This is a genomic window from Ekhidna sp., from assembly GCF_040220215.1.
GTDB lineage: Bacteria > Bacteroidota > Bacteroidia > Cytophagales > Cyclobacteriaceae > Ekhidna.
In genome coordinates this window covers 286475-306716 of the sequence record NZ_JAVJTR010000011.1, presented here as the reverse complement: position 1 = coordinate 306716, position 20242 = coordinate 286475, and the positions used below count along the sequence as shown (strand labels likewise).

Genomic DNA, 20242 nt, shown 5'->3' with positions numbered 1-20242 from the left:
CATGCGATACGATCCCATTGATAACCAATTATTTATTCAAAATCGCGAAAGGCTTGCTAAGCGCATGAAGCCACGCTCTGTGGCTATTGTTCATGCCAACGATATCTTGCCTACAAATGCAGATGGGACCATGAGTTTCAAACAAAACAGCAATCTGTTTTACCTGACTGGTGTGGATCAGGAGGAGTCAATCGTGCTTATAGCTCCTGACTTTCCGGATGAAAAAATGCGGGAAATCTTATTTCTGAGAGAAACGAATGAGGAGATAGCTGTTTGGGAAGGACACAAGCTAACCAAAGAGGAGGGGACAGAGACATCCGGTATTAAGAACATCAAATGGACTGCTGAGTTTGAAAAAACTTTTTATACCATATTGGCTGAATGTGATCATATATATTTGGATAGCAACGAACACATTCGCAATGCCAGCGAAGTAGAGACCAGAAATGCACGCTTTATTAAAGAGTGCATGGAGAAGTATCCACTTTATACTTATGAGCGACTTTTTCCGGTCATTACAGATTTGCGTTGCATTAAATCGCAAATTGAAATTGACTTGATGCAGCACGCTTGTGAGATCACTGAAAAAGGCTTCCGAAGAATTTTAGAGTTTGTGAAGCCAGGAGTGATGGAGTATGAAGTAGAAGCGGAATACCTTCATGAGTTCGTTCGTAATCGCTCAAAGGGATTTGCGTACACGCCAATTGTTGGAGGTGGTGCCAACTCATGCGTGCTTCACTACATCGAAAACAGGATGCAGCTAAAAGATGGCGATGTTTTGCTGATGGATGTGGGTGCTGAGTATGCCAATTACAACTCCGACATGACACGAACCATTCCGGTTAATGGCAAATTCACTGATCGTCAGCGAAAGGTGTATGATGCGGTATTACGAGTAAAAAATGCAGCCACTGATTTGCTCAAACCGGGGAATAGAATCCCTGAATATCATGCGGAAGTGGGCAAATTGATGGAGAAGGAGTTATTGGATTTAGGTCTGATTGACAAAACGGACATTAAAAACGAAAATCCGGATTGGCCTGCGTATAAAAAGTATTTTATGCATGGTACATCACATCATATAGGATTGGATGTTCATGACGTAGCTTCCATATACAAGAAGTTTGAGCCGGGAATGGCATTCACGGTTGAGCCCGGAATTTATATTCCCGAGGAAAATATTGGGTGCCGTATTGAAGATGATATTGTCATTACAAAAGATGGCCATATTAATTTGATGAAGAATATACCAATAGAAGCAGAGGAGATAGAAGAGATTATGAATAGCAAGTAGTCGACAGTCAACAGTCGTTTAGTCGACAGGTAAATGGTTCACTTGGGGGTATTAATTTGCAGAAAGCTGCTAGATAATTGTCCTTCTTGAGGGGACTAAAGGGGTGTAATTAACAAATAATAACCTATGTCATCACAAAAATTTGATTCAGATAAAGCACCTGAACCGGTTGGATTATATCCGCATGCCAGGCAAGTAGGGGATTTACTTTTCTTATCGGGAGTTGGGCCGAGGGAGAGAGGAACGAAAAAAATCCCCGGAGTTGAGTTGGATGAAAACGGTGAGATCATCAGCTATGACATAGCTGAGCAGTGTCATTCAGTATTTAAAAACGTACGTTTGATTTTGGAGGCATCCGGAGCATGCTGGGATAGTCTTGTGGACGTAACCGTCTTTCTTACGAACATGAAAGATGATTTCAAGACGTACAATAAAATATATGCCGAGTACTTCAAAGACAATCAGCCCTGCAGGACTACTGTAGAGATCAGTTCGCTACCTACACCGATTGCGATTGAGTTGAAATGCATCGCCACAATCAAATAATTATATGGAAGAGAATCAATTAAAGCTCACTGATGTAGATAAAGCCAATTTATTAGAGACTGCTAAGTGGGGAAAATTTTTAGGGATCGTTGGCTTTGTAATGAGTGGGCTGATTATTTTAATGGCGTTAGTATTTATTGGAGGAATGGGTAGATCAATGGAAGTATATCCTGGACTTGGAAGCGGTATTGGTTTCTTTTATATACTTGCTTCACTGCTTTATATATTTCCTTCATTGTATGTTTATCGCTTTTCAGCGCATATAAAAGCGGGTATTCAATCAGGTGATCAAGAAATGTATTCGTCTGCTTTAATAACCTAAAAAGGCTTTTCCTATTTATAGGTGTAGTGACTATTGTCGTATTGGCAATTTATGCTTTGGTGTTTTTTGGTGTTTTCGCAGGGGGCTTAATGGGAGGAATGCTTTAATCTAAAACTGAATTGTCTATTTTTGAGGCTTAATATTATTATGGAAAGATCATTGGAATACAACACGCAGCGTGTTCAGCTGAAATTGAGAGAGTACGGAAGAAATGTACAAAATCTTGTAGCGCATTTAAAGACAATAGAAGACCAGGAAGAGCGAAATAAGAAAGCTGCCACTTTAGTGGAGCTAATGAAACTCATAAATCCTGATTTGGGTAATGATAATGAGAGCGATCAAAAAGTGTGGGATGATCTCCATATTATTTCAAACTTCGAATTAGAAATAGAAGGACCTTTCCCTAAGCCTGATGCATCAGTTTTAGATCGGAAGCCGAAGAGACTTCAGTATTATTCCAATGAGATTAAATTCCGTCATTACGGCAGAGGCGTAGAAATTCTGATCGACCAGGCGGTTGCCATGAAAGATCCAAAGGAGAAGGAAGGTGCAGTGGTTGCGATAGGGAGACTGATGAAAGGTTTTTTCCAAACCTGGAATAAAGAAAGTATAGAAGACGAGCAGATACTGAAAAACATCAAACGACTGTCTGATAATAAATTGGATATCGATATTGAAACAGTAAAAGAGCTGGGCTTATTTGATTCGGATAAAAAGCAATTCAATCGAAGAAGTAGCAATAACAATAAAGGCGGCCGTCGAAATAATCAGAGTGGAAAAAGTGGTGGCAGTCCTCGCCGTAATACTCCACACAACAAGGGTGGCGGAAACAATCGCAGAAGACACTAATCTGATTTTTTGATTTAAAGATTTGAAGATGGTTACGGTAGTATTTTATAGCTTCGTTACCTAATCGAATAATTTGCGAATCATCAAATATCCAAATTCATTATGTCATCTTTTCGGGTAGAAGGCGGTCACCAGCTCAAAGGTGAAATTGTTCCTCAAGGAGCAAAAAACGAAGCACTTCAAATTATTTCTGCGGTCCTCCTGACCGATCAGGAAGTGGTGATTAATAAAATTCCACAAATAAGAGATGTGCTGAAACTGATTGATCTGTTAGAGGATATGGGAGTGGAGGTATCCCGAAGTGGAGGTGAAACGTGCAGATTCAAGGCCACCAATGTCAATCTCGAATTTTTAAATACGGAAGACTTTAAGGAGAAAGCTTCTGCACTTAGAGGATCGATTATGATCCTTGGTCCTTTACTTTCTCGTTTTGGAACAGGTAGAATGCCAAAGCCCGGAGGGGATAAAATAGGTCGAAGAAGGCTGGATACACACTTTGTAGGCTTTCAAAAGCTGGGAGCTAAATTCAACTACGACTCAAAAACTTCCTTTTATACCGTAGATGGGACTAATTTGAAAGGAGCCTATATGCTACTGGATGAAGCTTCAGTTACCGGAACTGCCAACATTATAATGGCAGCCGTAATGGCGGAAGGCTTGACCACCATTTACAATGCAGCTTGTGAGCCTTATATTCAGCAACTCTGCAAAATGCTCATCCGGATGGGTGCAAATATTGAAGGTGTTGGTTCCAATCTACTCCGAATAGAAGGGGTGAAGTCACTAAACGGGACTGAGCATACGTTACTTCCTGACATGATTGAAGTAGGGAGTTTTATCGGTATGGCAGCAATGACAGGTTCCGATATTACCATCAAAGATGCTCGTATAGATGAATTAGGTATCATCCCAGATACCTTCAGTCGGCTGGGAATTAAAATGGATTTTAAGGGTGATGACATTCACATTCCGGCTCAGAAGCACTACGAAATTGAATCATACATTGACGGATCCATCTTAACGATTGCAGATGCGATTTGGCCCGGATTAACACCAGATTTACTTAGTGTTATTTTAGTTACTGCTACACAGGCAAGAGGAACGGCTTTGATTCATCAAAAAATGTTTGAAAGCAGGTTGTTCTTTGTGGACAAGCTCATTGATATGGGTGCTCAAATCATTTTGTGTGACCCTCATCGAGCAACTGTGATTGGCCTGGATCGTGCGTATCCTCTAAGGGGCATAACCATGACTTCTCCCGATATACGCGCCGGAGTATCACTTTTGATTGCAGCTATGTCTGCTGAGGGTGTGAGCACCATTCATAACATCGATCAAATTGATCGGGGATATCAGTTTATTGATGATCGTTTGAATGCTTTAGGAGCTAAGATTGAGCGTATGAGTTAAAAATGTTGTAAATATTATTCTATAATTTTCTTAATGCTTTGCCAAAACTCCTTCACGGTTTCTTTAGATCTGTGAGAATTTTCAAGCAGCGCATTTTCACTAATGCCGAATTTTGTTTGCATAATTGAATTGTCACCTTCAAAATACCCCATACTCCATTTTTTAAATTCACGATTCATTTTTGGACCATGATAAAAAAGGGTGACTTCAAAATGTCTATTATCCTGTTCTATTTTAGAATAGATGTTATGGACAGCAGATTTATCACCCTCAAGAATTTGAATGAATTTTTTGCCGAAATAAATTAAGCATCCAGTAATGCTATACTTTTTGTTATTTGCTCTTGAAATTTCTAATATATCAGTTATGTCAGATTTATTAATCCGGGAGCGAGCTTTTGAATGATAAACTAGCTCATACATAATCAATTAGTGGCTTAATAGAGTATTAATTTAACACTTTTATTTCTCCTTAAGACTTATGTTTGACATTATCAGCTATGTAAAAATTAGCCAAAGTAAAGAATCTTCTTAATGATAAAGGTTAAAAGACAAGAATTCCACCTCTAATTGCTTTGATGATCATTCGCTTTTTAATCATAAGCTTTCCCCTGCTCTGCTACACCATAGCCTTTTTTGATCACCTCGTTCCTTTTTTGCTTGTCAAAAAGTAGTGGGTTTGTATGATTGAGGTGAATGAATTTAATTTTTCCTCTTGTTAACATGGATTCTTCGTCGAAGATCCGCATAGTTTCAGTTACAAATGGATGCGGCACTTCATTGATTGGCCGATTGGGAAGTTCACCAGCGTCATAGAATGTTGCATCTATAAATGCATGGTTAAGTGTTGGATCTTTTACTATTTCTAAAATTTTCCGATCCCATTTGTGCCATTTATTAATATCAGGAATAAATATGTATCCTTTGTTTTTTCCTCTGATCCTAAAACCGGCAGTCTCAGAATATTCATCTCTATGAGGAACCGTAAAAGCTTCAATGGAAATTGATTCACTGATCTCAACAGGCGTATCAGCTTTCATTGTCATTGTTTCGATGTTTTCCAGCGCAACGAGTTGATCCCACGGACCATTCGTTTTCAGGAATTCGATCATCTTAGGCAGTGCATAGACTTTCATATTTTGTGCTCCCAGTGCTTCTTTTCCAAGAAACATCAATCCGGTGTAATGTCCGATATGGGCATGTGTCAGAAATATACCTTCCGGCAAATAGGGATATTCTCCGTCATTCAGATTTCTGAAATACTGAAGTTGTCTATCCATATCAGGCGTTGCTTCGAACAACCACCATTTTTTATTTTCAGAATCTACCAAGGCAAGCGAGGTGATATATCTGGCTGTATTAGAATTTCTATGCGCTTTTAGGCACTCATTTTGACACCCTATGTGTGGGAAGCCACCATCTTGAGCGACACCTAAAACGAGCACATGCTGACCATTTAGGGCGAAAGAAATTATTAATAGCAGTACGTTCCCAAAGACTTTCATTTTATAAAACTAAAAAAGCCCTACCATTGGCAGGGCTCGATTTTAAAATATGTTGTGATTTTATCTTCTCTGAATCTTCACAGATTCATTGATCCAGCAGCCAACAGTGATCGTCTGTCCTTCTTCTTTGCCCTCATTAAATATTTCTTCAATGGAAGGAAATTGCTCTTTTGAAGCTGCCATTTGAGATTGGTTGCCTGCTTTTTCATACATTTTATATGCTGCAAGAAATACCCCCCGGTCCATCACTTTACTTTTATCTCCTTTGCAATCGTCAAAGCTGGTAAAATAAAGATTGCCAATAAGGTTGTATGCCTCTGTACTTCCCGGTTTAGCACTTAGTGCTTCATAAGCCAGTGTTCTTGATCTCGATTTATTACCAAGCTTGCTATTGGCCACAGCCTGCCCCATTAGGGCTTCAAATTTTTCCTCATTTGTTGAGGCCAGTTTTGCTGCTTCTTCGTGGTATTGAAGTCCTTTATTCACCTCACCACTTGCCAGATATCTACTCCCAATTGCATTTGCAAGACTGTAGGATGGTTGTTCTTTAAATACCGGTTCGCTGGCTTCCAAAAAGTACGGTTGATCTGTGCACTTCGCTTGCACCGAATATTTAAATATTTTTTTTGCTGTTTCCAGATCTTCAGGATTAGACCGGAACTTAGGAACTAGTTTTTCTTCAATGAATTCACAAGTCAGGATGCCTGGGATTGAACTTAACCAGGCATCTGTTTTGTCTTGCTCTTTATCAAGCTTATCTGCACTTTCTCCGTTCTTTTTCTTTTGATCGATGATGTCGGAAATTAACGAATGGATATCCAGAACTTTTTCTGCAGGCATTTCCTCTTCGTCAATTTGGTGAAAATTCTTCGCCAGCAGCATATAAGTGTTTAGATTGAAAGTAGAGATTTCAGGACCATTCATCTTGTAAGCCTCAGCATACAAATCTGCCAGCAGAGGATATTTTGAAGGTGTTTTATAGTATAGCTTGAATGCCTCAAAAACTTTACGATCCATGGTTGATGCATCATTGTCAAAGTGCTTAATACGCATGTCATACATCCATAGTAGGGAATCCTGAAGGCGCTCTTTTCTAGCCTTATCTGACGTTTTTTTCAACATATCTTCAATGCAATCCACCCCCTGAATATAAATCGATGGATTGAGATCTGGATTGTTATCATAAAGCCAGTTTAATGGCTTCATAGCTTCTGAAAATTTACTTTGGGCAATGAGCAGCTTATAGTATGCTTGCTTTTCCATCGCCTGACTTTTCATGTCCGGATCTTTCGGCCAGTTCCAGCCATCTTGTGCTAATGAAAAAGTTGATACAAGCACTAAAAGTGCAATTAATGTTGATTTGATCATGTCCTTTTTGAGTTCTATTTAGTTTTCGCCTTTACAAAATTATTCAAAACTAAAATGGTGCCATAGTCCTGATGGGTTGGCCGCAAAATGTTTGCAAAATGAATAATTTTTTATGCTAATACGGGTGCCAATCACATTAGTTTTGTGTTAAATATCATCTATAAACCATTTCCATGTTCAATTTTAAAGAAATTATTAGTGTTTCTCTCATTCTGTTTTCGGTAATAGACATTTTGGGAAGCGTTCCTATAATCATTGACCTCAGAAAGAAATTTGGTCACGTACAGTCGGAAAAAGCCACAATTGTATCTGGGGTTATTATGGTCATTTTTCTTTATCTCGGTGAAAGTATCCTAAAGCTTTTCGGAATTGATATCAGTTCTTTCGCTATTGCAGGAGCAATTGTGATGTTTTTACTTGGGATGGAAATGATTTTGGGAAGGCAATTCTTCAAGTCTGATCCGGGAGAGATGAAAAGTGCTTCCATTGTACCATTGGCATTTCCGTTAATAGCGGGAGCTGGGACAATGACAACCTTGCTTTCATTGAAGGCTGAATTTTCTACATCCAACATCCTGGTAGGTATAGCCGTCAATTTGATTTTTGTTTATGTAGTGTTAAAAACCTGTGGCTGGCTGGAGCGAAAGATTGGAGCAGCGGGTTTTAATATTCTAAGGAAAGTATTTGGTATTGTGCTTCTCGCGATCGCAATCAAAATCTTTAAAAACCATCTCTTCACATGATCACTATGTTTACAGATGGTGCGGCCAAGGGTAATCCCGGCCCGGGCGGGTATGGAACGATCCTTCGCTACGGAGACAGGGAAAAAGAATTGTCAGAGGGCTTTCGAATGACTACCAACAACCGGATGGAACTGTTGGCTGTCATAGCTGGGTTAGAAGCCATTAAAAAGCCCGGATGGAAAGTATTGGTTGTTTCTGATAGCAAGTATGTAGTGGATGCTGTAACAAAAGGTTGGTTGAAGAGCTGGGTAGTAAAAGACTTTAAAGGAAAGAAAAACAGGGATCTGTGGGAGCGGTACCTGAAAGCTTCTGCTCCACATGATGTAAGGTTTAAATGGGTGAAGGGACATGCAGGCCATTCAGAGAATGAACGATGTGATCAACTGGCTGTAGAGGCCGCTGAACGAAAAAACCTGAAAGTAGACGCAACGTTTGAAAAAGATAGAGCATAATCTCTTATTTTAGTCAGAGATACATAATCCTGAAAATATGAATTTCAACAAAGGCACTTTTTATTTTCTATTCGCAGCGGTAGTTATCGGATCAATGGTCATCTTCTTTAAGGTTCAGCGGGACTTTAAAATGGAAAACCCGAATTTAACTGATCTGGCTACTGAACCTGACTTGCTGATGAATACAGCGGACAGGACACTTCAGGATCACAAATCCCTCACCGCGATTAACTTCCTGGATGATGCTATAAAAATGATGAAACTGCTTGAAAAGGATGGGGATAGCATCAGTACAAATGCAATTGAAATAGCGATCTATGACCTGGAGATTGTTGAGAAGCACATCAAAGCAGAAGATATTAATGACGACTTAATGTATGAAGCATTCGCAGATGCAATGAATTCGCTTGCATTTGCCTCATTGAGAATATCGGAGCAGTTTATACGTGAGGGAAAAAAAGAAGAAGCTAGAATTACCATTCATCACGCTATGGATCATCTTCAAAATTCTATCAAATTTGCAAGAGGGCAACAAAAGGCTGATGATATCAGAATTGCTAGTCATCTACAAAAACTGATTGATCAGCATCTGGAAAATGATATCTCTGAAATTGATCTGGTTATGGCCGAGATTGATTCATTGATTAAAGCCCACGTGATTAAATAACCTAATAAAAGGTTGGCTCTACTTCTCGCTCATTAAATGACAGACCTGTATTGGTCAATTCTTCCAGGACAGGCTCATAGATTTCTTTTCTGATTGGTACCTGAACCCCACTTAGATTTATTTTTCCCTGTAAGATTAACTTTGCCGCAATCGCTAAAGGCAACCCTACTGTTTTGGACATGGCAGTATTTACATCATCGTCACCTAAAGCCACCATACTTGACTCTATCTGACGTGGCTTTCCATCGTCCGTAAAGTTGAACTTGTGCCACATGACAATCATGTCTTTGTCTTCTGGATTTAATGTCCACTTCTTTTTGAGAATGTGCTCTAAAATCTGAGCAGGTGTTCCCTGATTTAACCCCACTAACTCGTTTTCAAACATTCCAAGCCATTTGAGTTTAAACATGATGCCATTGTCTAAATCTAAGCTTAGATAGTGTGCAAGTTTTAATTCAACCGAATCCTGAGGGTTGTACGAAAGAAATGAGTTGATAAACTGACGATGGGTCATTTCAGACACATTTTCCATTTGATAGGTATCGTCTGTAGCTCCCAGCTGCACAAAAACATCCCATGCTGAGCAATAACCCGGTCTTCTCAAAGTTCCCCTGTACAGGGTTCTAATACCCCTCAAATTGTAGACATCCAGATAGGCCAGAGAATCCCGATTGGCATAGCCTTCGAAGTAACCGTGATCTGGAATGTATATGGTTTCAGTTCTTCTAAAGAGCTTTTGATAAGGTATGTATTTATAGCGCCCTTCCTGGATGAATTTGCAACTTCCTTGCCCGGCGAGCACCACATTTCTTGGGTTCCAGGTAAACTTATATTTCCATGGATTATCACCAACAGACTCTTCAGCTACTAAACCACCGGTGAACGTTTCAAAGCCGGTAAGCTCATACCCTTTACTCCTGAGATCATCCAAGACTTTCATCGCAGACATGTGATCAATTCCAGGATCCAGCCCCATTTCCATGATCATGAGTTTACCTGCATTTTCAAATTGTCCATGAAGGGATTTGATCTCCTCTGTGAGGTATGAAGCGGTGAGGAAGTGTTTTTTTAGCTCAGCGCATTTCCTGGCCACATGAATGTGAAGAGAAGCCGGAAGCATGGAAATGATAAGATCGTTATCGCCGACAAGATTAGTGAGTAGTTCTGCATCAAAAACATCAAAAGGAACAGCTTTTGATTGAGCATGACCTTTTAACTTCCTTTCGGCGAGCGCAATGTCTTTCTCTGCAATGGTGACATGCCACTGCTCTTTTTCAGCATTTTCGAGCAAGTAATTGATAAGTGCGGTGGATGATTTGCCCGCTCCGATGATCAGGATGTTTTGCATCCGGCAAATATGTGTTTATCGTAAATCTTTCGAAAAGACTATTGACTTTTTTTATTCACAATTGTGCTACTAGCCTGGTCAGTGGGTAGAATAAGCAGGTCACCAATCATCACGTGAGCAGGGCGATTCAGCACAAATTCAATAGTTTCGGCAACATCATGAGCTGTCAATGGAGTGTAGTTTTGATAAACCTTCTCTGCTTTGTTTTTGTCGCCCTTGAATCGAACTTCACTAAATTCTGTCTCTACAAGGCCGGGATCAATAGATGTCACCTTGATACCATGTTCATTTAAATCCATCCTCATGCCTTTTGTAAGGGCATCTACAGCATGCTTGGATGCGCAATACACGTTTCCTTTCGGATAAACTTCCAACCCTGCAATGGAGCTGATATTCACAATGTGTCCTTTTTTTCTATCTGTCATCCCGGGCAGGATAGCTTTGCTCACATAGAGCAACCCTTTCACATTGATATCCATCATGGCGTCCCAGTCATCTACATTGCCTTCATGAATGGCATCCATACCATGTGCGTTTCCGGCATTATTGATGAGTATGTCAATTTTTTGCCATGCCTCCGGTAAGGATTGAATTGCATCAAAAACTGCTTTTTTATCTCTTACATCAAAAGAAAGCATAATGGATTCGTTCGCTAGCTCTTTCTGTAGTTGCTCTAAGCGACCTTCCCTTCTTCCGCAGATAATCAATCTGTAATTCTTTGAAAGCAACCTTGCTGTGGCTTTTCCTATACCACTCGTAGCTCCGGTGATAAGTGCAATTGGTTGACTCATTGCTTCAATCGTTTTCTTTGTCTGGCTTTTATCTGCCCTGCACCCTTTGTCTTTTTACCCAACTTTCTTTTACTACTGGGACCTCCTTCGAATGTGATGAAAATGCCCAGATTTTGAGTGGTAAGCTTATCTAAGCCTATACTAAAGTCATTGGGATCATCAGTGAGCATGTTTCGCAATCCATAAGAATATCGGATTTCGGGCGAAAATTTGAAATATGCAAAATACATATCCAACCCTACGCCAACGTCAATGGCAATATTCCAGTTCCGTAATTCCAGTTTCTGACCCACATCTTGTTCATCTCCTTTACCGGCAGCTTCAAATGACGGATTGACCCCTGCGAGCATGTACATTGCAAGATTGCCTCTCCGAGCGGACTTATATTTTATTAAAAGTGGTAACTCCACCATGGTAGCGTCTTTTAGCTCTCTTTGAGTGATACCATTGGTGAAACGATAACTTAAATCATTCTCATAAAACCCAACCGTGGGAAGGATTCGGAAATCCAGGTATTGGGCTAGCTTCATATTAATTACAAAACCAAGCTTGAAACCACCAAGGTTGCCCGGCACAATAGAGTGCACGGTATCCATGGCCGGAGAGGTGAAGTGTTCAGAATGTCTGATGACATATTTGGATGAGTGAACACTGATTAAAAAACCATAATGAATCCACTGATCTCCATAGTTGATCAGGTTGTCCGAGGGGTTATTTTGTGCAAATGAAGATTGTCCTAATCCTAAGATAAAGACAAAGAGCAGGGCTACTTTTCTCCCACGTAAATAGAGCTTATACCTAGGGTTAATGGTTTGCATTTAGTGTTTTTATATCCTGTTTTATCCAGAATCTTTAAAAAGTTATCTCCAAATGGAAATTCATTCACAGATTCCGGCAAGTAGGTATAGGCAGCATTGTCTTTTGAAACTACCTTTCCAATCTTCGGTAATATCCAACGAAAATAAAAATTATATAATTGTTTGAATGGAAATACCGTAGGTTTTGAAAATTCCAGAATAACCGCTCGTCCGCCTGGTCTCAACACCCGATTCATTTCTGAAAGACCTTTTTCCAGGTTTTCAAAGTTCCTCACGCCAAATGCAACGATGACAGCATCGAAGGTATTGTCTTCAAAATGAAGGTTTTCCGAATCTCCAGACTGCATATCAATGATCTCCGAATAGCCTTTATTTTTCATTTTCTTACGGCCCACATTCAGCATCCCTTCAGAAATATCTACACCAATGACTTTCTCCGGATTTAACTTTAATGATTCAATAGCAAAATCACCTGTTCCTGTAGCAATATCCAGGATTTGCTTTGGCTTCAAATCCCTCAACATTTTGATTGCTTTCTTACGCCACCTAATATCGATTCCCAGGCTCAGAAAATGATTTAGAAAGTCATATTTGCCGGAAATGCTGTCGAACATTTCTGCTACCTGCTTCTTCTTCGCATCCGACTTATCTTTGTAAGGAAGTACCGTCATAATTGCCGCAATATTAGTGGATTAAACCCGTGCACGGATCAAATGTTATCAGTTTCTTCCCTATGCAGATAAAATCAGCAGAATTTGTAATCAGCAGCCCGGATGTGTCGGGGTGTCCATTACCAGACAAACCTGAATATGCCTTTATTGGCCGTTCCAACGTGGGTAAATCAAGTTTGATTAACCACATGACGAACAGGAAGAAACTGGCAAAAACCTCTTCAACTCCGGGCAAAACGCAGCTAATCAATCATTTTATAATCAATGACAATTGGTATCTGGTTGATTTGCCCGGTTACGGTTGGGCTCAAACAAGCAAAGTGAATAAAGCGGCATGGAAAAAGATGATCCATACGTATTTGGAAGAACGGCAGAATCTTGCTTGTGTGTTTGTCTTAGTTGATAGCAGGCATGAGCCTCAAAAGATTGATTTGGAATTTATGGAATGGTTGGGGACGGAAGGTATTCCATTTTCTATTGTCTTTACTAAGGCGGATAAACTTGGAAAAACACAGATTCAATCCAATGTGGCCACTTATAAAAAGGTGATGAAAAAAACCTGGGAAGAACTGCCACCTACTTTTGTGACATCAGCCACAGGTCGAGTGGGAGGCGAAGAAATCCTTGATTTCATAGAACGCATTAACGAGAGCATCAAATAGCTTTAAGCCTTTCTACCCTTTAAAAATACCCCTATATAGGTATTGAATCTGTCTAATAATCTGTGTTACTTGCTTAGAGAGATAACATTTAGTAGTATTTCAAATGCACTAAAAGTTAAGCATTACTAAGGCCGGGCTACATGGACAAATAGTTTGTTGGTGTGGCCCTTTTTTTATTATTAATCCATCGACCTGAATATCTTTGCCGCAAAAAAATAATCACAGATGGATTTTAGCGACATAGCTGCTGTTTCAGGTAAGGGTACTTTATTCAAAATCATTCAACCGACTCGAACCGGGGTGATCCTGGAGAGTCTGGATGAGCATAAAAAGAAAATGGTAGCCACCATGCATAACAAGGTGAGCATCTTATCTGAAATCTCGATCTATACAACTGATGCTGAGGGCGCATTGCCGCTGGAGGATGTGATGAAAAAAATCCATAAGGAATTTGATGGAGACACTGATTTGGACAAAAACAGTAGCCCTGAAGAGTTAAAGGCATTTCTCAAGTTCATATTACCGGACTATGACGAGGGAAGAGTTTATGTTTCTGACATTAAAAAAGTGGTTAGCTGGTATGATCAGCTGGTAAAACAAGCTCCAGATATTTTAGCAGGGAAAAAAGAAGAAAAGAAAAAGGAAGCGAAGAAGCCGGCTAAGAAAAAAGAGGAGGCAAAGGGTGAGTGAAGTAAAGTATAAGTTCAGAGTAAGATGGGCTGACCTGGATCCAAATGGTCATATGCGCCATACAGCTTATAATGACTATTGTGCGCAAGCACGACTTATGTTTTTTGAGGATATCAGTGTGCCTTTTAGTAAACTCATAAAATTGGGTGTTGGACCAATCCTCTTCAGAGAGGACACCAGGTTCTTTAAGGAAATCCGAATGAACGAAGAATTTGAAGTTGGGTTTACCATATCTAAACTTCGAAAAGACGGGTCAAAATGGTCTTTCAGGCACAATATTTATACAAACGATGGTAGCCTATCTGCTAAAATAGATGTTGATGGTGCCTGGCTGGATTTAGCAAAGCGAAAAACCACTGTTCCACCGACTGAATTGGGTCAAATTCTGCTCGACGCTGTTAAATCAGATGATTTTGAGTGGATTCCGGATAAGGTTAAGGCTTAATATCATCAGGCACTTCGCAATCAGTCCTCCTTCTGGTATCAACTAAATGGAATATTTTCCATCCGTTTTCTTGCTTAATCAAGTGAAAAGCATCGACACCACAATGGGAAAACTGATCATCTATGTAAAAAGCGTAATCCACCCAAACTGAAGCAAGGTTTCCATCTATTTCTACTTTTTCATTCCAGATTGGCTCATTCCAAACTTGCTCTTTCGGCTGCCCCACAGCATCAATGAATTTCTGAAAATCTCCAGTAGTCAGCTTTGATTCACCTTCCTGATTTACAAATGCTGTAAACGTATTGGGATTTTCCACAAAGCTTTGTTTTAGCAAAGTACTATCATTGGTTCTCATCGCTTCAAAGACGCCATTGATCACTTTCATTATTTCAGCCTTTTCATCTTGCTGGCCAAGAATGGTAAGCGAAAAACCACAGCAAAGAATAAATACTATTTTTTTCATATCATCATTTCTCTAAATCTAAAGAATAGTCCATTATTGCTCAAATCGGCTTAAACAATGGATGAAGTTACTTTAGTAAAACAGAGTTATCAACTGATCCGAAAAGATTTGGGACTAGAGGAACAAATGGAATTTCAGGAGGGAGAAAATGAATTTGATCGGTTAGAAGATTTCCTAACCCAACAGGTGAATTATTTACTTGATCACGACCTAAATAAGCTACTTAATGCACTCTATCGCATCGATATTCCTGAAAATCAGGTAAAAAACCTACTTCAGCAATCGCAGCAAGGTACTATAGCTAGAAACATGGCTAAAGCAATTATCGAACGGGAAAGACAAAAAGTGATTAACCGACAGCAGTACCGGCCTTGATGAATGACATGGCATGTTCTACCATTTTGGCAGACCCAAGGTACAATGGAGACCTCTGGTGGAATGCTGTGGGCTGAATATCCAGTATTCGTTCTTTTCCATTGGTAGCTACTCCACCTGACTGTTCCGCAATAAAAGCTAATGCATTGCACTCATAAAGTAGCCTGAGCTTTCCATTTGGGGCTTTTTCAGTATTTGGGTATAGGTAAATACCACCCTTCATCATATTTCTATGAAAGTCTGCTACCAGTGAACCAATATAGCGGGCGGTCATGCCTTTTTTCTTGCAATCGTCTACATATTGCCGTACCCATTCATCAAAGGCATAGTAGTTGCCTTCATTTATTGAGTAAATTTTGCCATCCTTAGGACATTTCATGTGATCCTGCGAAAGAACAAACTCCCCCAGACTAGGCTCAAGTGTAAATGCGTGAACACCTCTTCCTGTTGTATAAACGAGCATGGTAGAGGAGCCATATAAAATGTATCCTGCAGCAACTTGCTCAGTACCTTTTTGGAGAACGTCTTCTTCTTGTACAGGCCCACCTACCGGTGAAATTCGCTTGTAAATGGAGAAAATTGTTCCAATGGATACGTTTACATCAATATTTGAGCTGCCATCCAATGGGTCTATAGCTACCACATATCTACAATTTGGGTTTAGGTGGATGATCTCCTGCTCTTCTTCCGAAACAACCGCACAGGTCATTCCTCCATTTTTTAAGGCCCTGGTAAACCTAATATCCGCAACTACATCCAGTTTTTGTTGTTCTTCACCCTGAACATTTTTTCCGCCAAAACCGCCTGTAATATCCAGTAAGCCAGACTTATTCACCTCCTTATTGATAATCTTGCCTGCAAGGGCGATATCCCTTAAAAGTTGGGACAACTCACCGGTCGCAGAGGAAAATTCGTCCTCTTTTTGTTTAATAAAACGATCTAAGGTTGTTCCTATCGGCAGACCAAGCTTACTTTTGTTCATAAGGGGTGTTTAATTCAGGATAAAGTTTTTGAATTTCAAACCACGAAATTAATTCATTCATAATTTATAACGTTTGCATAATGCAGATTTTCAAGTTTGGTGGTGCATCAGTAAAAGATGCCTCAGGTGTAAAAAATTTAGCTGAAATAGTTTCCTCTTTTGACTCACAAAAATTGGTGATTGTTGTTTCAGCAATGGGTAAGACTACCAATAAGCTTGAAGAACTTGTCAAACATGCTCATGGAGGGGAAGATTATACCAACACGCTAAATGAGTTAAAGGATTATCATCGTGCAATTGCAAGTGAGCTGCTAGGTGAAACTCCAACACGATATCTTGAATTCGAAATGCTCTTGGAACAAACACTTGAAAGTTTAAGCAATCACGAACCTATGCTTGCTTATGACATGGTTGTTCCGTTTGGTGAGCTCATGTCTACCTCAATCATAGACGCATATCTCAACAAGTCAACGAAGTGTGTTTGGTTTGATGCTCGTTCTGTTATTAGAACGGATCAGTACTTTACCGAGGCAAATGTTGACTGGGTAGTTACAGAAAAGCAAATCATTAATGACTTGAAGCCTGTAGTAGAAGAATCCATTGTGATAACCCAGGGGTTTATTGGATCTGATGTAGAAGGCAATTCAACAACCCTGGGGCGTGAAGGATCTGATTATACCGGAGCAATCCTTGCATACTGCCTTAATGCGGAAGGCTTTACTGTTTGGAAGGATGTTCCCGGCATTTTGAATGCGGATCCACGGATTTTGGAAGGAGCGGAGCAATATGAAAAGCTGAGTTATCGTGAGGTGACGGAGATGACCTATTATGGAGCTCAGGTTATTCACCCGAAAACATTAAAACCATTAGCTCAAAAAAGCATTCCGCTTATTGTGCGATCATTTTTAGATAAGGGTCGACTAGGCACCACCATTGCCACAGATAATACCACGAAGATGATCCCCTGCTTTGTGTTTAAAGGGAATCAGCTTTTGGTGACCGCCCAGGTAAAGGATCACAGTTTTATGGATGAGAAAAAGCTGGGGCTTATTCTTCAAGTGCTGGATTTGCTGAATATTAAGATTAACCTGATGCAAAACTCTGCCTTGACATTTTCCTTTTGTATTGACAATAAAGAGTTTAAATCAAAGCGAATTAAAGAGCTACTCAATCGGGATTTCATACTCTCATTTGAGAGTCCTTTGAATCTGGCGACCATTAAAAACTATACACCGGATGCATTCAATAAACTTCCATGGAATAGGACGGTGATTATGGAACAAAAGACCTCAAATAATTACCAGGTGCTTTATCGTTAGGAAAACCGATTGAGTGTTTGGATGATTCCTGATAAATAAGAACTTCCGAAGAGGTTTACATGTGCAAGTAGCGGATAAAGGTTGTGGATGTCGACCCGATCTTCAAAGCCATGTTGGATGGGGTAATTATCCTGATATGAGGAATAGAAACGCTGGTCAAAACCACCAAAGAGTTTTGTGAATGCTAATTCGGTTTCTCTATGACCGAAATATACAGCCGGATCAAAAATCGCAGCTTCTCCTGATTCAGCGATAATGAAATTACCACTCCAAAGGTCTCCATGGAGGAGAGCTGGGTTTTCGTTTGGAATGAGATTTTCAAGGTGGTTAAATAAAGATTCAAACTTGGATACAAGTTCTTTGGTTATGAGATTCTTGGAAGTGGCTAATTTAAGTTGGGGAGTGAGCCTTTCCTCGATAAAAAAGTCATACCAACTAGTATGTTGCTTGTTTGACTGTGGGAGGCTTCCAATGAAATTATCATGATCCAGGCCAAAATAAGATGAGGAAACTTTGTGCTGCAAGGCAAGGTTCTTACCAAAATCTTCCCAAAACTGAGGGTTGGGTGTTCCTTTTGAAATCCATTCTGTTAGTAGGTAAGATTTATTCTCCAGTGTGTCGCTTGCAATTGCTTGAGGAGAAATAATAGAAGAGTGTTTATTGAGAATAGCCAAGCCTTGTTTTTCAACGGAAAACATACCCGATAATTCAGGTCTATTCCATTTTAAAAAGTATGGATTATTGTCGGTTATTACCTGAACAGCATTATTGATACAACCTCCTGAAACAGATTGAGTCGAAAGAATTTTTGTATCTGGATAATGGGTTTGAATGACTTTTTTGATAAAGTCGCTCATAGTTGATGCTTTGCTTTCAGGAATAACAAAAAATTATCTAAAGACCGATCAAGAATTTGATAAACATTTTCAAACCCATTCATACCTCCATACCATGGATCCGGTACATCCTCACCTTTGCCATAAGGATCGAAGTTTCGCATCAGAAGAAGTTTTTCTGGTTTTTCCCCCAGTTCTAAAACCATATTCTGAATGTTCGATTCATCCATTGCAACTAAGTAATCAAACTCCACAACATGATTTTTTTTGAATTGCTGTCCTTTGTGAGTAAAAAACACACCATGTTTTGCAGCAATTTCAATTGTTCGTGGATCTGGATTTTCTCCTACATGGTAGTTGGCGGTACCAGCAGAATCTGCCTCTATTTTATTAATTAAACCCTCTTTTTGAAGTTTTTTCTTAAAAATAGCTTCCGCTAAAGGAGACCTGCATATGTTGCCCAAACAAACAAATAAAACTTTTATCATAATGGGTGGTTACCTTTTTGTCATAACTAGTATATACCTAATGCATAACACAAATTTATTCATACACCTGTTTGACAAGTAAAAAAGAAAGTCCCGTTTTTGACGGGACTTTTCTTTTTATATACGGTTCTGAAAACGTTATCTTATACTTATACCTGCCCCAAGTGTTAAGGTGTTGTACTTCTGGATCGCATAATCAGCTTGTAGTGTGAAAACCAGAAGTTTAAGTCTAAATCCTAAATTAATTCGAGGACCTGTAGAGATAAACTTAAAGTCAAGTGGGTCTGTATATTCCCCGGTCGGGGCTTCTTCTGAAACTTCTGTTTCATATGTTCCTTTTAGATCGAATTTAGTCGTTGTTGTTGCAACGCCAACCCCTCCAAAAACAGTTAGAATAGAAAGCTCTTTAGAGATGAGGCCCTGCATAGTCACAGAGCTAATTTTTAGGGAGGCTATCTGATCAGGGTTGTTTTCCGGATCCAAAAATATGGAAGTATTCATATTGTTCCATCCGGCAAATCCTGAAACATCAAAAGGAATCTGCTTCAATCCCGGAACCCACTGTTTCAGGTCATGCATAAACCCAATACCAAACATTCCGAATTCAAATTCATCTTCCGTAATCTTTGGAATAAATCTTATTTTTAATTCTGTGTTTTTGATAAGTCCAATCCCTACTTGAACCATTCCCGAAGGAACCGCATTAATCGGTATTACTTCCTTTAGACCAAGACCTGTCGGTGATGTAATCGAAATGGTCCTTTCTTCACCAGTTGTTGGGTCTGTTGATGTATAGTCCAGCAAGGGTAGTTGATCAGCAGGGAGATTGGGGCCAAAAAGAGTAGGTGCCCGATTGGTAGGTGAATCAGGATTCAATGAAATATTACTATAATTATTTGGATCTATAGTGAAGAACTCACCCTTTGATGGGACCATTGCGAGCGTCATGGTAGGAGTGATATCGAATCCGAGCAATTTGTGTGGTTTTGCGGTATTATACCATCCACTATTTATACCATATCCAAACCCTAAAAATGCTGGCTCAAGATAGCTTTCCATAAGAGACTCTGCATCAGCTGCTCCTGCTTCCAGGAACGTGCCAAAATCGATTGATTGAGCTCTTGATAAAAAGCCAGATGCGATAAAGAGGGAAAATATGATTGATCGGTTAATTGAATTTTTCATTATTGGCTGTATTA

Annotated in this window: 25 protein-coding genes; 13 read left to right on the top strand and 12 right to left on the bottom strand. The window is 39.7% G+C overall.

From position 1 onward, the window contains the following. Position 1 precedes the first annotated feature (1 nt). From RIC88_RS05700 to murA, 5 genes are all read left to right on the top strand, one after another. Positions 2–1294 carry an aminopeptidase P family protein gene (locus tag RIC88_RS05700; RefSeq protein WP_350216544.1) on the top strand — a complete coding sequence of 431 codons (1293 nt, stop codon included), beginning with the start codon at positions 2–4 and terminating at the stop codon, positions 1292–1294. A 126-nt stretch (positions 1295–1420) separates the two neighbouring features. After that, on the top strand, positions 1421–1840 hold the full coding sequence (locus tag RIC88_RS05695; RefSeq protein ID WP_350216543.1) for a RidA family protein: 420 nt from the start codon (positions 1421–1423) through the stop codon (positions 1838–1840). A gap of 4 nt (positions 1841–1844) precedes the next feature. Continuing rightward, the gene (locus RIC88_RS05690; protein WP_350216542.1) at positions 1845–2162 is read left to right on the top strand and encodes a hypothetical protein; all 318 of its coding nucleotides are present in this window, start codon (positions 1845–1847) and stop codon (positions 2160–2162) included. A 147-nt stretch (positions 2163–2309) separates the two neighbouring features. Beyond that, positions 2310–3011 (top strand): DUF4290 domain-containing protein, encoded by a 702-nt coding sequence (locus RIC88_RS05685; RefSeq protein ID WP_350216541.1) that lies wholly within the window; start codon positions 2310–2312, stop codon positions 3009–3011. A 102-nt stretch (positions 3012–3113) separates the two neighbouring features. Next, positions 3114–4421, top strand: a complete 1308-nt coding sequence (gene murA / locus RIC88_RS05680) for a UDP-N-acetylglucosamine 1-carboxyvinyltransferase (protein WP_350216540.1) — start codon at positions 3114–3116, stop codon at positions 4419–4421. Positions 4422–4435: 14 nt separating this feature from the next. Here murA and RIC88_RS05675 read toward each other — a convergent pair whose 3' ends face one another. The 3 genes from RIC88_RS05675 to RIC88_RS05665 all read right to left on the bottom strand — a co-directional run bounded on the left by RIC88_RS05675 (position 4436) and on the right by RIC88_RS05665 (position 7293). After that, positions 4436–4843, bottom strand: coding sequence for a BLUF domain-containing protein (locus RIC88_RS05675; protein ID WP_350216539.1), 408 nt, complete (start codon positions 4841–4843; stop codon positions 4436–4438). A gap of 170 nt (positions 4844–5013) precedes the next feature. Further along, complete coding sequence (locus RIC88_RS05670; RefSeq protein WP_350216538.1) at positions 5014–5925, bottom strand: MBL fold metallo-hydrolase; 912 nt, start codon at positions 5923–5925, stop codon at positions 5014–5016. Between the two features lie 60 nt (positions 5926–5985). After that, the gene (locus RIC88_RS05665; RefSeq protein ID WP_350216537.1) at positions 5986–7293 is read right to left on the bottom strand and encodes a tetratricopeptide repeat protein; all 1308 of its coding nucleotides are present in this window, start codon (positions 7291–7293) and stop codon (positions 5986–5988) included. 173 nt (positions 7294–7466) lie between these two features. On the opposite strand from RIC88_RS05665, the gene RIC88_RS05660 reads away from it, so the two are divergent. Genes RIC88_RS05660 through RIC88_RS05650 form a run of 3 tightly spaced genes read left to right on the top strand, consistent with a single transcriptional unit; the run spans position 7467 to position 9155 of the window. Beyond that, complete coding sequence (locus RIC88_RS05660; protein WP_350216536.1) at positions 7467–8036, top strand: MarC family protein; 570 nt, start codon at positions 7467–7469, stop codon at positions 8034–8036. Next, positions 8033–8488: a ribonuclease HI gene (gene rnhA / locus RIC88_RS05655; RefSeq protein ID WP_350216535.1), complete on the top strand. Its 456-nt coding sequence runs from the start codon at positions 8033–8035 to the stop codon at positions 8486–8488. The genes RIC88_RS05660 and rnhA overlap by 4 nt, the downstream gene beginning before the upstream one ends. 37 nt (positions 8489–8525) lie before the next feature. Beyond that, positions 8526–9155: a hypothetical protein gene (locus RIC88_RS05650; protein WP_350216534.1), complete on the top strand. Its 630-nt coding sequence runs from the start codon at positions 8526–8528 to the stop codon at positions 9153–9155. Position 9156: 1 nt separating this feature from the next. Here RIC88_RS05650 and RIC88_RS05645 read toward each other — a convergent pair whose 3' ends face one another. From RIC88_RS05645 to ubiE, 4 genes are read right to left on the bottom strand one after another with little or no spacing between them, the layout of a single operon-like run. Beyond that, on the bottom strand, positions 9157–10503 hold the full coding sequence (locus tag RIC88_RS05645; protein WP_350216533.1) for a saccharopine dehydrogenase family protein: 1347 nt from the start codon (positions 10501–10503) through the stop codon (positions 9157–9159). 38 nt (positions 10504–10541) lie between these two features. Then, positions 10542–11294: an SDR family NAD(P)-dependent oxidoreductase gene (locus RIC88_RS05640; RefSeq protein ID WP_350216532.1), complete on the bottom strand. Its 753-nt coding sequence runs from the start codon at positions 11292–11294 to the stop codon at positions 10542–10544. Beyond that, positions 11291–12112, bottom strand: a complete 822-nt coding sequence (gene porT, locus RIC88_RS05635; protein WP_350216531.1) for a type IX secretion/gliding motility protein PorT/SprT — start codon at positions 12110–12112, stop codon at positions 11291–11293. The genes RIC88_RS05640 and porT overlap by 4 nt, the downstream gene beginning before the upstream one ends. Then, the gene (gene ubiE, locus RIC88_RS05630; RefSeq protein ID WP_350216530.1) at positions 12061–12783 is read right to left on the bottom strand and encodes a bifunctional demethylmenaquinone methyltransferase/2-methoxy-6-polyprenyl-1,4-benzoquinol methylase UbiE; all 723 of its coding nucleotides are present in this window, start codon (positions 12781–12783) and stop codon (positions 12061–12063) included. Before ubiE ends, porT begins: the two co-directional genes overlap by 52 nt. 62 nt (positions 12784–12845) lie before the next feature. On the opposite strand from ubiE, the gene yihA reads away from it, so the two are divergent. The 3 genes from yihA (at position 12846) to RIC88_RS05615 (ending at position 14580) form a co-directional block, all read left to right on the top strand. After that, entirely contained in the window at positions 12846–13445 is a 600-nt protein-coding gene (yihA, locus tag RIC88_RS05625) for a ribosome biogenesis GTP-binding protein YihA/YsxC (RefSeq protein ID WP_350216529.1), read from the top strand. Between the two features lie 225 nt (positions 13446–13670). Continuing rightward, entirely contained in the window at positions 13671–14135 is a 465-nt protein-coding gene (locus tag RIC88_RS05620) for a DUF5606 family protein (protein WP_350216528.1), read from the top strand. Further along, on the top strand, positions 14128–14580 hold the full coding sequence (locus RIC88_RS05615) for an acyl-CoA thioesterase (RefSeq protein WP_350216527.1): 453 nt from the start codon (positions 14128–14130) through the stop codon (positions 14578–14580). Before RIC88_RS05620 ends, RIC88_RS05615 begins: the two co-directional genes overlap by 8 nt. Here RIC88_RS05615 and RIC88_RS05610 read toward each other — a convergent pair. Further along, positions 14570–15043, bottom strand: coding sequence for a nuclear transport factor 2 family protein (locus RIC88_RS05610; protein WP_350216526.1), 474 nt, complete (start codon positions 15041–15043; stop codon positions 14570–14572). The two genes, RIC88_RS05615 and RIC88_RS05610, sit on opposite strands and share 11 nt — an antisense overlap. A gap of 57 nt (positions 15044–15100) precedes the next feature. Here RIC88_RS05610 and RIC88_RS05605 point away from each other — a divergent pair, with 57 nt between their 5' ends. Further along, positions 15101–15418, top strand: a complete 318-nt coding sequence (locus RIC88_RS05605) for a hypothetical protein (protein ID WP_350216525.1) — start codon at positions 15101–15103, stop codon at positions 15416–15418. On the opposite strand, the gene fbp is transcribed toward RIC88_RS05605, so the two are convergent. Beyond that, the gene (gene fbp / locus RIC88_RS05600) at positions 15393–16400 is read right to left on the bottom strand and encodes a class 1 fructose-bisphosphatase (protein ID WP_350216524.1); all 1008 of its coding nucleotides are present in this window, start codon (positions 16398–16400) and stop codon (positions 15393–15395) included. The genes RIC88_RS05605 and fbp overlap by 26 nt on opposite strands. An 80-nt stretch (positions 16401–16480) precedes the next feature. On the opposite strand from fbp, the gene RIC88_RS05595 reads away from it, so the two are divergent. Then, positions 16481–17719 (top strand): aspartate kinase, encoded by a 1239-nt coding sequence (locus RIC88_RS05595; protein ID WP_350216523.1) that lies wholly within the window; start codon positions 16481–16483, stop codon positions 17717–17719. Here the strand turns inward: RIC88_RS05595 and RIC88_RS05590 are convergent. The 3 genes from RIC88_RS05590 to RIC88_RS05580 all read right to left on the bottom strand — a co-directional run bounded on the left by RIC88_RS05590 (position 17716) and on the right by RIC88_RS05580 (position 20228). Further along, positions 17716–18576 (bottom strand): fructosamine kinase family protein, encoded by an 861-nt coding sequence (locus RIC88_RS05590; RefSeq protein WP_350216522.1) that lies wholly within the window; start codon positions 18574–18576, stop codon positions 17716–17718. The two genes, RIC88_RS05595 and RIC88_RS05590, sit on opposite strands and share 4 nt — an antisense overlap. Then, complete coding sequence (locus tag RIC88_RS05585; protein ID WP_350216520.1) at positions 18573–19043, bottom strand: low molecular weight protein-tyrosine-phosphatase; 471 nt, start codon at positions 19041–19043, stop codon at positions 18573–18575. Before RIC88_RS05585 ends, RIC88_RS05590 begins: the two co-directional genes overlap by 4 nt. A gap of 138 nt (positions 19044–19181) precedes the next feature. After that, a complete protein-coding gene (locus RIC88_RS05580) occupies positions 19182–20228 on the bottom strand; it encodes a DUF6588 family protein (RefSeq protein ID WP_350216519.1) in 1047 nt (348 codons plus the stop codon). Positions 20229–20242: the final 14 nt, after the last annotated feature.